The following is a 12,647-nucleotide window of genomic DNA, read 5'->3' as shown; positions in this document are numbered from 1 at the left end:
GCGAAGGTCCTGGAGAGGTAACGGGTTATTGGCCGACGAAGTGCGCTGGGCGCCGTTCTACCGAGGCCTTGAGCGCCTCGGCGCCGTCCTGGCTGCGCCCGCATAGCAAGCCGGCCTGGCGCTCGGCTTCGAGTTGCTCGGCCAGGGTGCGCTGGGCGCCTTCGCGGATCAGCCGCTTGGTCTGCGCGTAGGCGAAGGTCGGGCCGTTGGCCAGGCGGCCCGCCAGTTCAGCGGCCACCGCAGGCAATTGCTCGTCGCCGCAGACCTCGCTCACCAGCCCTGCCGCCAAGGCCCGTTCGGCGCCCCACAGTTCGTCGAGGAACAACAGGCGTTTGGCCTGCTCGCTGCCAATCAGCCGTGGCAGGTGCCAGCTGGCGCCGGCATCGGGGCTGTAGGCCATGCTGGTGTATCCGGCTTTGAAGCGTGCCGAGGCAGCAGCGATGCGCAGGTCACAGCACAGGCTCAGGTCCATGCCGCCGCCGACGGCGGTGCCGTTGATGGCGGCCAGGGTCGGTTTGTCGAGGCTGTGCAGGCGCAGCATCAGGGCGTGGGCGGTCTCGGTCCAGCCGTAGCTTTCCAGTGCCCCACGGGCCTCGGCCTCGGCCCACTCCGCCAGGTCGGCGCCGGCACAGAAGCTGCGCCCGCTGCCGGTCAGCACCACCACACGGACGGCGGGGTCGCTGTTGCAGGTGTCGAGCAGGGCATGCAGATGCTTGAGGCTGGGAATGTCCAGTGCGTTGCGCTGCTCGGGGCGGTTGAGGGTGAGCCAGGCAACGCCGGCTTCGACCTTGCTCAACACTGACGATGACGGGGTGGTCATGGGAGGCCTCGCTGTTGTTATTGGGGTGGAGGACGTGATGAAGGTGATACTAAACGAGTGTTCAACAAGGCGGGATGGGTTGTTACAACTTTGCACAACTCGGATCAAAACCCTTGCGCTTCCCTTGTAGAAGCAGCCTTGTGCTGCGAAGAGGCCAGTGCAGGCTCAAAACAATGTTGATGCCTGCACCGGCCTCTTCGCAGCACAAGGCTGCCCCCAACAAGCGGCTTCAAACGCCAGGCGCGCTCGGCGCAAAGGCCCCTTGCCGCCGGCGGTTCACCCCGTAATACGCCGCATAGCACAGGGCAATGAAACCAAAGCCCCAGTACAACGACGGCCGCTGGGTCTCATCGATGGCCAGAAACACGAACAGCGAACAGCACAGGGTGATGCACAACAGCGGCACCAAGGGGTACAGCGGCGCCTTGTACTTGAGGTCCTGCAATTGCCCGCCATCACGCAGGTACGCCTTGCGGAACCGGTACTGCGCCAGGGCGATGACGATCCAGGTCACAGTGCCCGACATGCCGCTCACGGCCATCAACACCATGAACAAGGTGTCGGCAGCCACGAAGCTGGTCATCAGCGACACCAGGGCAAAGCACAGGGTGATGCTCAGGGCACGCAGTGGCACGCCGCGTTTGCTCAGCGGCGACAGGCTCTTGGGTGCCATGCCGCTCTTGGACATGGCCCAGAGGATGCGCGTGGAGGCATACAGCCCGGAGTTACCCACCGACAGGATGGCGGTGAGGATGACGAAGTTCATCAGGTCGGCCGCATAGGGAATGCCGACCATGTCGAACACCTGCACGAACGGGCTTTCCATCAACCCGGCCTGCTCGAACGGCACGATGGCCGACAGCACGGCAATCGCCAGCACGTAGAAGATCAGCACGCGGAACACCACGTTGCGCACGGCCCGGGGGATGCTCTTTTCCGGGTGCTCGGTCTCACCGGCCGCCACGCCCATGATTTCGCAGCCCTGAAAGGCATACACCACGGTCATCATCACCGCGAACACCGCCGACAGGCCATGGGGGAACAGCGACTCGCCCACCAAGTTGTTCAGCATCGGTGCCGGCGCCCCGTTGTTCAGCGGGATGGCGCCGAAGATCACCAGCAGGCCGACCACGATAAAGCCGAGGATGGTCGCCACCTTGATCCCCGAGAACCAGTATTCCGCCTCGCCAAAGGCCCGTGTGGCCAGAGCATTGAGGCCGAACAGCACGACCACGAACAACGCCGACCAATACCAGATTGGCACCTCGGGGAACCAGCGGGTCATCAGCATGCCCGCAGCGGTGAACTCCAGGCCCACCGTGGTGGCCCAACTCATCCAGTACACCCAGCCAATCATGAAGCCCGTGGCTGGGCCGATGAACTTGGTGGCATGGGCCTGGAACGAACCGGAAACCGGCATCTGCACCGACAGCTCGCCCAGGCAGACCATCACCAGGTACATCAACAGCCCCGCCACCAGGTAGGCCAGGATCGCCCCCACCGGCCCGCCCTGGTTGATGGTGACGCCCGAGCCCATGAACAGCCCGGTGCCGATCACGCCGCCCAGCGACAGCATGAAGATGTGCCGGCTTTTCAGCGCGCGGGTCAGCTGGATTTTGCCTTCGTGTGTGTCAGTCATGGTTCACCCCGCTGTAGCAGGGGGTGCAAAACGATCGTTCAAGGAGGGGCTGAGCGCTACGGCATGTCATTATTGTTATCTCCAATAAGCCTCATGGACCGCGTGCAACACGGTTGCCATCGATTATTGGAAACGGATGTAAGGTGCCGTTGTACGAACCGATCAAAGATGTAAAAAGTCGTAAGTTTTTTGTACGTCAGCTCTGGATCAACTGTTTCAGGGTGGTGCGGGCCTGTTCCAGCTGTGCCGCTAGTGGCTCGCTGAGCGCCAGCAGCGCCTGTTCATCTTGGCCTTGGGCGGCGTCTTCGAGGCGGCGCAACAGGCCAGCCAGGCCAGCAAAGCCGAGGGAATCGCAACTGCCCGCCAGGCGATGCGCCAGGTGCGACACTGCAGCGCAGTCGCGTGCCTGCAAGGCTTCGGCCAGCGCCGTGGCGTGCTGCTCGATCGATTGGTGCAGCACTGCCAGCAGCGCCTGCAACTTCTGCTCGCCCAGCAAGCTGCGGTGGGTTTGCAGCAGTGACCAGTCCATGCCCGAGCCAGGTGCAGCCACCGGGGCAGGCGCAACCTCGGCCAGGGCCTGGCGCAGGTGCTCCAGGCGCAGCGGTTTGGCCAGTACCCCCTGCATGCCTGCGGCCAGGTAATCGGGAACTTGCGCCGGTTGCACCCCGGCAGTCAGCGCCAGGATCCGGCTGCCACGGTTTGGCCCTGGGGTGGCGCGGATGCGCCGGCACAACTCAACCCCGCTCAAACCGGGCAAGTGCACATCCAGCAGGATCAGGTCGAAGCGCTGCTGGGCACAGGCTTGCAGGGCTTGATCGGCATCCTCGGCAAAGCACACCTGGTGGCCATCGCGCACCAGCAAACCACCCGCCACCTCACGGTTCAACGCCACGTCCTCGACCACCAGGATACTCAGGCTGGCCCACGCCGAGCAGGCCGGCTCATGGGCAACGGCAGGCTGCCCACGCGCCATGTCGAGCTCGAACCAGAAGCAACTGCCCTTCCCCGGCACGCTGTTCAGGCCGATGCGGCCGCCAAGTTTTTCCACCAGGTGCTTGCAGATCGCCAAGCCCAGGCCAGTGCCACCATAGCGCCGGGCCACCGCTTCGCTGGCCTGTACGAAACGGTCAAAAATCTTCGCCTGCATGGCCGGTTCGATGCCAATGCCATTGTCACTGACCGACACGCGCAGGCGCTGCCCGTTCTGATCGCTGGCCAGCACCTGCACCCTGAGTTCGACCTGGCCGTGCGCGGTGAACTTGATGGCGTTGGCCAGCAGGTTGCTCAGTACCTGGCGCAGGTACTGCTCGGCGCCATGCTGATGCGCCGCCAATTGCTCATCGACCTCCACGTGCAGGGTGTCGCCGCGTTCCAAGGCCATCGGTTCGAGCAATGCCAGCACCTCCGTGCACAACTGGCGCAGTGAGAAACCGAGCATTTCGGCCTGGCTCTCGCCCTCTTCGAGACGGGCAAAGCAAAGCACCTCGTTAAGAATGGCCAACAGCCCTTCGCCCGCCTTGTACAAAGCCTGTAGGCGTTGCCGGTCGAGCGCATCGAGCCTGGCACCACGTAGCAGTTCGGCCATGCCGAGGATGCCATTGAGCGGCGTGCGCAGCTCATGGCTCATGGTCGCCAAAAAGCGTGACTTGGCCAGGTTGGCGGCTTCGGCCTCATCCTTGGCCCGGGCTAGGCTCGCGGTACGCCGCTCGACCATGGCCTGTAGCTCGTCACGCTTGTCCTGCAGGGCCACGCGGTCAAGCTCGCGGCGCTCGATGTCGCTGAGGATGGCCCGGCGCATGTCGTCCAGTGCATGCGCCACGGTATCGATCTCATCGGCATGCGCCGAACGGCGGCGATCCAGGCGCAGCGGCTCCTGCCAGTGCCCGGCCCCGATCCGCCGGGCAAACTCGGCCATGACTTGCAAATGGCGGGTCACCAAGCGGTAGAACAAGCCAGACAACGCGACCGCCAGGCCACACAGAAACACCCCCATCCACAACAGGCTGGCCAGGCCCGTGGCATACAGCCGCCGGTGCACCGCACCCAGGTCGATGCTCACCTCCAGCTCGCCAAGGTGCCGTGCCGGCCCCGACGGTGGCTGGTAATCCAGCGGGAAACGCTCGATGCGCAGTGGCCCCTTAGGCTCGGCTTCACCGCGCAACAGGGTGAAGTCATCGCTGAGCAGGCGTACCCGCGCCACATCTGAAAAGTCCACCAGGCCACGCAATTGAACATCCAGTTGCGCTTCGTCGAGGTCCCACAAGCTGCGCTCCAGGCTGGCCAGGTAACCCGCGCGGATCAACGCCATGCGCGCCTCGATGTCGCGCATCTCGCGGCGGTACTCGAAATACAGCTGCACGGAACTGGCCAGCACCGTGAAGCACAGGCTGAACAGCAGGATAAACAGCAGCAGGCGGCGCAACAGGCCGTCGGTGCGCAGGCGGATCATCGGGCATCCGCCGGCAGGTTGATCATGTCGCGGTAGGTCACTTCGCTCTGCTCCAGCCAGCGGTCGATCTCGCCAGCTTCGTGCATGCGCCGCAACTGGTGGTCGATCTCGTCCATGTGCTGGCTCAGGGAGGACTGGCGCGACACCGCCACGCGCAGGTAGTCCACGCTCAGCGCGGCCGGCAAGGCGCGGATGTCTTCGGCGCCGGGCAGGTGCTCGATGAACAGCTCGCCGGTACGCCGCTCCTGGATCACGAAGTCGATGCGCCCACGGATCAGCTTGCCGAAGTTCTGCTGGCTGGACGAGACCCGCTCGATGTTCTGGTGGCGCGCGACAAAACGGTCGAAGTCGGCGCCGTAGCTTTCACCGTAGAGCAAGCCGCCACGGTACCCGGCCAAGTCTTCCAGGTGCTGAAACTGCACGGGCCGGCGGCGATTGAAAAACACTGCCACCTCTTCACGTATCACCGGTACCGACGAAAAACGCATGCCTTGGTCACGTTGGTCGCTGTCGTAGGCCAGCACCACGTCCACCCGCCCGGCGGCAGCGTCCATCAGGCAGCGCTTCCAGTTGCCCAGCACCACGGTTTGCACCTCTCGGCCCATGCGCGCAAACAGCTCCCGCACCACCGTCGGCGCCAGGCCGCGCACCTGGTGGCCATCGCTCCAGGAAATCGGCGGGTACACGGGGTAGTCGCAGTAGCGCACCGGCTCAGCCGCCGCTGCTGGCAAGCCTGGTACCAGCACCGCCAGCGCCAGCAGGCGGCGCAGGGTGCTCACGCGGCCACGCTGGCGGTGAACAGGTAGCCGGTGCCATGAATGGTGATGATCAGTTGCGGCTCGGCCGGGTCGTCATGCAGCTTGCGGCGCAGGCGGCCGACCAGCACGTCGATGGAGCGGTCGTTGGGTACCCACTCACGGTTGCGGATCTGGTCCATCAACTGGTCGCGGCTCAGGGTGTGGCCGCTGTTGCGCAGGAAGACGCTGAGCAGTTGGAACTCGCCATGGGTCAGCAGCGTTTGCCCGCCACGCGGGTCGATCAGGCGTCGACGGTCAGTGTCCAGTGCCCAGTCGGCAAATTGCTTGAGCGACTGTGCGCAGGCGGGCGCCGGGTGCACCTCGCGGGCATGGCGTACGCGGCGAATCAGGTTCTTGGCGCGGGACACCAGCTCGCGGGGGTTGAGCGGTTTCATGATGTAGTCGTCGGCGCCGCACTCCAGGCCGACGATGCGGTCGATGTCGTCATTGCGCCCGGTGATGAGGATGATGCCGACTTCCGAGCGCACCCGCAGCTCGCGGGTCAGGGTCAGGCCGTCCTTGCCGGGCAGGCGAATGTCCAGCAGCACCAGGTCGACGTCCTGGCTGCCGAGCAATGCCTCGGCCTTTTCTGCGGTGTCGGCGCAGTGCACGTCATAGCCTTCCTGGGACAGATAGGCCTGCAGCAAGTCACGAATAAGCGGATCGTCATCGACGATCAATACCCGAGGCGTCATTGCGTGAAGTCTCTTTTTTTATTGGTTTGTTCTACACACTCGCGACAGCAGCCTACTCGTTACTGAACAGGCGATCAACAGCCCTTGGGCAGGCTGAAGCGTTGCCGACCACCGGCCTGCAAGCCATCCACCCAGGCCTCGCAGATCTGCACGCCCTGGGCCGGCGTAAAGGTGCCCGGGTTGAGGCCCGACTCCAGCCACAAGCCATCGAGCAACGCGCTCAGGCTGATCGCCGCCAGGTCGGCGTCAAAGCCCTGCCAGCCCTCTTCCACCGCCAGCGTGGCGAGCAGCCGGCTCAACTCGTTGCGGTACTCACCGTAGGAATGGTCGTGCACCTGGTTGATCGCATCGGCGGTCTTCACCGCGCCCCAGAACGCCAGCCAGGCATCGAGCAGTTGCGGGTCGAGCAGTTCGGCGCAAAACGAGGCACGGAAGAACGCCGACAGCCGTTCGCGGGCCGTGGGCGCGGCCTGGGCCATGGCTTCGCGCAGCAGGCCCATGACCCGCCCGGTGACCGCCATGTAAGCTTCGGCCACCAGTTCGTCCTTGCCCGCGTAATGGTGGCTGATCAACCCCACCGAAACCCCCGCCTCGGCGGAAATCTTGCGGATCGAAGCCCCCTGAAAACCATGTCGCTTAAGGCACACCAAGGTCGCCTCGACCAGGTTGGCTTTGCGCAATTCCGGCAGCATGCGGTGGTAGCGGGCTTCCTGGCTCATCGGCGATTCTCGGGCATTAGACTGGGCTGAACGACTGTACAGCAAGCCGAGCGCCATGATAAACCCTACTGGCCAATGCCCGGTGTGCACCCTGTTGCCGGGCCTGACCACAACAACAAAAGCGGCTGCCATGAACGACCTGATCACACGCGACCTGGACCAGGGCCTGCTGACCCTGACCTTCAACCGCCCCGACAAGCTCAATGCCCTGAACATCGCCATGTACCGCCAGTTTGGCGACCTGCTGCTGGCGGCGGGCGAAGACCCGCACGTTGATGCGGTGCTGATCACGGGCGGCCCCCACTGCTTCAGCGCCGGCAATGACCTGCGCGATTTCCTCGACAACCCGCCCAGCGACAGGGACAGCCCGGTGTTCCGCCTGATGCGCATTGTGATGGGCCTGGATAAACCCTTGATCGCTGCCGTCAGTGGCGCGGCGATCGGCATCGGCGCCACCCTGCTGCTGCATTGCGACCAGGTGCTGGTCAGCCGCACGGCCAAGCTGCGCATGCCGTTTGCGCCGTTGGGGGTATGCCCGGAGTTCGGCTCCAGCCTGCTGCTGCCGCGCATGCTCGGGCAGGCCCGCGCCGCCCGCTTGCTGATGGGCAACGCGTTGCTTGAGGGTGAGCAGGCGGTAGCCTGGGGCTTGGCCAGTGAGCTGCATGAAGATGGCGAACAGTGCTTGGCGGCCGCCCGGCAACTGGCGCGGCGGCTGCAAAGTTACCCGCAACAGGCGCTGCGCATTAGCAAGCGCCTGCTCAAGGATGGGGGGCGCACGGAGCTGGAGGCCACTGTGGAGCGGGAGAGCCAGTTGTTTATCGAATGCCTGCGTACGCCTGAGGCCAAGGCGGCGTTGCGGGGGTTGATCAAGGATTGAGGTGATGGTTTGAGGTGATCGGGTTGAGGTTTGCGGCGCTGTCGAGATCGAGCGCCGCCGCGCGGCGCTTCGCAGCACAAGGCTGCTCCTACAGGTGCATGGCGCGCTATCGAGTCGAACACACAAGGCGGTCGCGCGCCGCCTTCACAGACATGACTGGCCCGAAACAAATGTGGGAGCAGCCTTGTGCTGCGAAGCGCCGCGCGGGCGGCGCTCGATCTCACAGGCGCCCCCCCCCCATCGCCATACACCTGGCAGCCTCACACCCCTGCATGCCCCTAATACCCCGTCATCTCCAGATACCCCCGCCCGCCCGCACTCCCCTGCAACCTCACCGGCCCCTCCCAGTAAGGAAACCGGGTGTTCATCCAGGTACGCGGCTCGACGGCATCAACCTGCACATCCACGCCGTACGCCAGCACCCGCACTCGCCAACGTGTCGGCACCTCCTTGCCGTTTTCCTGCCGCGTCCAGGCCAACGCCTGAAGCTGAATCTGATCGCCTCGCAGCGCTACCACCTCGCCCTGAGCACTGACCCAGGTCCCCGCCCGATATGGCAAACCCTTGGCCTCGCGCACCTGAAACAGCATCAGCTTCGCGCCGCTGTCCAGGTGCAGTGAAAACCAGTCCCAGCCGGTTTGCCCGGCCGCCAGCGGCTGGCTGCTCCACTCCCGGTCCAACCAGGCCTGCCCGGTGACCGCAATGCATAGGCCATCGCGCTCCACCTCGCCGCTGACGCGGTAGAACGGCTGGCTGTAGTAATACGACGCTTGCCCCTTGCCCGATTTTTCGCTGTAGCCCTGGCTGCCGTGCAGCACCAGCGGCCTGTCACTGCGCAGATTCAGGTCGTAACCAAAGCCTTGGCCGGCAGCCTTCATGTGCAACCCTGCAATGCCCTCCCCCCCCTGCAGTGACCAGTCATTGATCCAGGCCCGGAACGGCTGGGCCTCGACGCCTGCCTGCCCGACACCGCCACGCGCCAGGGTCTCGCCAGCGCGATGCCCACCCGGCCCAGTCAGGGCCGCATGCCCCATCCACAGGTTCGGGCTGTTCCAGTCGGCCGTTTCCGCCCCCGGGCGCAAGGCCGAACGGAACAGCGTCCACTGCGCGCCCCAGTCCCGCCCTTGGGCGTCTTCAAGGTTGGCGGTGACATACCACCATTCGATGCGATACCCCTCATGAGCCCCGTGATCACGCGGGAACACCAAGGGGTGATCGCGGGTCACCTGGCTGAACCCACTGGCCTGCTCGCCCAACCCGGCAAAACTCTGCGGCGCTGGCGCAGGCTGGTCGCAGCCGCTCAGCAGCGCGCACAGCACGACACAGGCTTTAACGTTCATCGGCAAACTGCCTCAACAGATCGCTGGGCTGTCGCCGCGCCAGTTGCCACAGCGGCCAGGCACTGGCCAGCAGGCTGGTGAGGATGCCCAGCACCGCCAGTTGCACCAATTGCCCAGGAAACACATACAGCGGCAACCGCCAGCCAAATGCCTGCACGTTCACCACCGCCACCAGGCACCAGGCCAACACGACACCGACAGGGATCGCCAGCAGCACGGTGAGGCTGCTCAGCATGAGCGTCTGGCCCAGGGTCAGCCAAACCAGTTGCGTGCGCCGCACACCCAATGCCCAGAGCGGCGCCAGCTGGCCCAGGCGGCTTTGGCTCAGGGTCAGCAGGTTGATGAACATGGCCACGCCGGCGACACCCAGTGTCAGGCTGTTGAGGGCGGCGGTGGCGGCAAAGGTGCGGTTGAACACTTCGGTCGACCAGCGCTTCAGGCGCGATTGCTCGACCACCCGGCTGTCGTCCAGGGCAAAGCGCTGCTGCAACTCAGCTTTGAGGGGTGCCAGGTGCGTGGGCGCGACATCCACGCTCAGGCCGGTCAATGTCGCCTGCGGCCAATGCCTGCGCAGCCAATCGGCATTGACCAACAGATGGCCCTTGGGGTTGCCGTAGTCGGCGTACACCCCCACCACTGTCATGGGCTGCGCAGCGTCGGCCGCCAGCATCAAAGTGTCGCCCACCACCAGCCCTAGGCGGCGGGCCAATTGTTCACTGAGCATCACCGCCTTGCCCGCCGCCAACTGCTGCCAGGCCTGCGCGTGCTGGTCCAGCAACGGCCAGCGGTCGCGGTAGGCCGGGTGGTCGATAACCCCCTGCACCTGCACTGGCCAACCCTTAAGGTGCGTTTCCACACGCCAGCCTGGCAGCACCGCCGTGGCCGCAGGTTGCTGCTTGAGCCACTCACTGATCTGCAGGCCCTGCGCGGTGTCCCGAGGCGTCACGTAAAGGTCGGCGGACAAACGCGCATCGAGCCAGCCGATGAAGGTCTTGCGAAAGCCCTCGGTCATGCTGCCCACGCCAACACTGGCGGCCAGTGCCAGCAACAAGGCCATCAGCGCCAGGCTCAACCCAGGTAATTGCTGGCGGCTGTCGGCGACGAACCACTGCGACAGCGGCCGTCGGCGCCCACGCGCAGCCCAGGCCAGCACGCCGTCGAGCAAGGGCGGTAACAGCAACGCCGAGGCCAGCAACAACGCCGCCAGCAAGGCGAAAGCGCTGGCCAAGCCCTGGCCCAGTTGCCAACAGCCAAGCGCCACCAACAGCAACAGCAGTGCCACCCACGTCTGGCGCCGCAACCAACGGCCTTGCGCCAAGCGCCAGGCCTGGGGTTGAGCCAGCGCCAACAGGGGCAGGCGCGCCGCCTGCAAAACACTGCTCAGCCCCGCCAACAAGGCCCCGAGCACACTCACCAGCACCCCAGCCAACCACCACCCTGCCGGCAGGTGCAACACGCTGGCGACTTGGGCGCCATACAAGCCACGCAAACTCGCGGCAACGTCTGGCAACAGCAACGCGGCCAGCCCATAGCCGCCCGCCACCCCGGCCAGCCCGCCCAGCACCGCGAACAGGCCCAGCTCCAGCGCCAGGCCGAGCAACAGGCAATGCAAACTGACGCCACAGGCCCGCAGGCTTCTGATCAAGCCACGGCGCTGCTCCAGTGCAAGGCCAATGGCGGCGTGGGCGATGAACAGCCCGACCACGAAGGCCAGCAAGCCGAGGGCGGTGAGGTTCAGGTGAAAGCTCTCAGTCAGGCGTTGCAGGCCACCGTCATCACTCGGTGTTTGCAGTTCGAGCCGCGCAGCGATGGCTGCGGGCAAGGGCGCCGAAGGCCCTGTCAGTAGAAGCCGCGACAGCTGTCCGGGTGCCTGCAGCAAGGCCTGCGCATGGCCGATGTCGACCACGATCACCCCGGGCGCCAACTCCGGCTTGAGCACAAAGGGTGGCAGCCGCTGCCCTTCGCTGCTGACGGCCATGTCGCTAACGGTTTTGCCCAGTTGGCGCAAGGTGTCCGGCCCTACCCAGGCCTGCCCCGGCGTGCCAATAAAGGCCTGCAGGTCGAAATCGGCCACCCGCACACCCGCCACGGCAGTGGAAACTGGCAAGCTCAACGGCTCGACGCCAATCAGCCGGACAGTCACCGGCTGCTCGCCAGAAAACCGCAGCCGCCCCTCCAGTACCGGGGCAACCGGCCAGCCCAACTGGCGCAATTGCACATACAGCGCCTGCTCGAAGCGTTCGCCGTCACGCGGCACCAGTTGCGCCTGCATCGGTGCCGCCAGTACCGCACTGGCGCGCGCGTAGTCGCTGCGCGCCTGGCTGTTGAGTGCCTGGACGCCGGTCCATAACGCAGTGGCCAGCCACAACCCGGTAAAGATGCTAAGGCACTGCACGCGATGGCGCCGCCAATGGCTCAACAGCGCCTGCAGGGTCAGCAGCAATGGGCTCATAGGCCGTGCTCGGCGCGCACACGGCCCGCCTGCAGGTAGCAACTGTGCGCTAGCCGCGCCGCCAGGCGCTGGCTGTGGGTCACCATCAGGACACTGCTGCCGGCCTCGGCGACCAGTTGCAAAAACAGGCCTAACACCTCATCGCTGCTGGCTTCGTCAAGGCTGCCGGTCGGCTCGTCTGCCAACACCCAGGCGGGGCGACCGGCCAGGGCGCGGCCAATGGCGACCCGCTGTTGCTGGCCGCCAGATAGCTGTTCCGGGTAGCGCGTCAATAACGCAGCCAGCCCCAGGCGCTCTGCCAGGTACGCCAGCCAGTGCGGGTCATGCCGGTTGGCAAGCCGGGCCTGAAACGCAAGGTTGGCCGCCACGTCCAGGCTGCTGATCAGGTTGTACTGCTGAAACACCAGGCCAATGCCGTCCCGGCGCCACCGCGCCAGTGCCGACTCCGAACGGCCATCGAGTGGTTCGTCATCAATCAGGATGCGCCCGCTGTCGGCCCGGTCCAGGCCGGCAATCAAATGCAGCAAGGTGCTCTTGCCACTCCCCGACTCCCCCATCAGCGCCAGGCTGCTGCCGCGCGCCAGGCGCAGGTCGATGCCCTGCAGCACAGGCAGCGGGCCTTGAGGGGTGATGAATGACTTGTGCAGTTGCTCGACGACCAGCATCGGGGGACCGCCCTCTTTGCGCGTTGTATCCCATAGGCATAGCAGGTCACGGCTGTGCAAGGGTTACCAGGACGTCATGTTGATCACTACGTCGAGTGCGACCTTGATATTCGGCAACCCCTGATTGACTTCACTTAACAGCCCCCTGTGCCCAAAGCGCAGCGAGCACGGCTTTGCTCAGAAACATACAACAT

The 12,647-nt window shown here is 65.2% G+C and carries 10 protein-coding genes; 1 reads left to right on the top strand and 9 read right to left on the bottom strand.

Translation table 11 applies throughout. From position 1 onward, the window contains the following. Positions 1 to 25: 25 nt before the first annotated feature. From GIB19_RS26445 to GIB19_RS26420, 6 genes are all read right to left on the bottom strand, one after another. A complete protein-coding gene (locus GIB19_RS26445) occupies positions 26 to 820 on the bottom strand; it encodes an enoyl-CoA hydratase/isomerase family protein (protein ID WP_274888627.1) in 795 nt (264 codons plus the stop codon). A gap of 229 nt (positions 821 to 1,049) precedes the next feature. Beyond that, positions 1,050 to 2,459 (bottom strand): amino acid permease, encoded by a 1,410-nt coding sequence (locus tag GIB19_RS26440; RefSeq protein ID WP_027593672.1) that lies wholly within the window; start codon positions 2,457 to 2,459, stop codon positions 1,050 to 1,052. Between the two features lie 196 nt (positions 2,460 to 2,655). Beyond that, entirely contained in the window at positions 2,656 to 4,908 is a 2,253-nt protein-coding gene (locus tag GIB19_RS26435; RefSeq protein ID WP_274888625.1) for an ATP-binding protein, read from the bottom strand. Further along, positions 4,905 to 5,678, bottom strand: a complete 774-nt coding sequence (locus tag GIB19_RS26430) for a substrate-binding periplasmic protein (RefSeq protein WP_027593674.1) — start codon at positions 5,676 to 5,678, stop codon at positions 4,905 to 4,907. Before GIB19_RS26430 ends, GIB19_RS26435 begins: the two co-directional genes overlap by 4 nt. A gap of 5 nt (positions 5,679 to 5,683) precedes the next feature. Further along, positions 5,684 to 6,400, bottom strand: coding sequence for a response regulator (locus GIB19_RS26425; protein WP_099428974.1), 717 nt, complete (start codon positions 6,398 to 6,400; stop codon positions 5,684 to 5,686). 74 nt (positions 6,401 to 6,474) lie between these two features. Further along, positions 6,475 to 7,119 carry a TetR family transcriptional regulator C-terminal domain-containing protein gene (locus GIB19_RS26420; protein WP_027593676.1) on the bottom strand — a complete coding sequence of 215 codons (645 nt, stop codon included), beginning with the start codon at positions 7,117 to 7,119 and terminating at the stop codon, positions 6,475 to 6,477. Between the two features lie 130 nt (positions 7,120 to 7,249). On the opposite strand from GIB19_RS26420, the gene GIB19_RS26415 reads away from it, so the two are divergent. After that, the gene (locus tag GIB19_RS26415) at positions 7,250 to 7,996 is read left to right on the top strand and encodes an enoyl-CoA hydratase (protein WP_274888623.1); all 747 of its coding nucleotides are present in this window, start codon (positions 7,250 to 7,252) and stop codon (positions 7,994 to 7,996) included. A 278-nt stretch (positions 7,997 to 8,274) separates the two neighbouring features. Here GIB19_RS26415 and GIB19_RS26410 read toward each other — a convergent pair whose 3' ends face one another. The 3 genes from GIB19_RS26410 to GIB19_RS26400 are packed head-to-tail and all read right to left on the bottom strand — an operon-like array spanning position 8,275 to position 12,453. Further along, positions 8,275 to 9,336 (bottom strand): lipocalin-like domain-containing protein, encoded by a 1,062-nt coding sequence (locus GIB19_RS26410; protein WP_274888622.1) that lies wholly within the window; start codon positions 9,334 to 9,336, stop codon positions 8,275 to 8,277. Continuing rightward, positions 9,326 to 11,788 carry an ABC transporter permease gene (locus GIB19_RS26405; RefSeq protein ID WP_274888620.1) on the bottom strand — a complete coding sequence of 821 codons (2,463 nt, stop codon included), beginning with the start codon at positions 11,786 to 11,788 and terminating at the stop codon, positions 9,326 to 9,328. The genes GIB19_RS26410 and GIB19_RS26405 overlap by 11 nt, the downstream gene beginning before the upstream one ends. Continuing rightward, positions 11,785 to 12,453, bottom strand: coding sequence for an ABC transporter ATP-binding protein (locus GIB19_RS26400; protein ID WP_099428970.1), 669 nt, complete (start codon positions 12,451 to 12,453; stop codon positions 11,785 to 11,787). Before GIB19_RS26400 ends, GIB19_RS26405 begins: the two co-directional genes overlap by 4 nt. Positions 12,454 to 12,647: the final 194 nt, after the last annotated feature.

This window comes from Pseudomonas sp. ITEM 17296 (assembly GCF_028895205.1).
GTDB lineage: Bacteria > Pseudomonadota > Gammaproteobacteria > Pseudomonadales > Pseudomonadaceae > Aquipseudomonas > Aquipseudomonas kermanshahensis.
The sequence above is the reverse complement of the archived record's forward strand: the minus strand, read 5'-3'. Positions and strand labels throughout refer to the sequence as shown.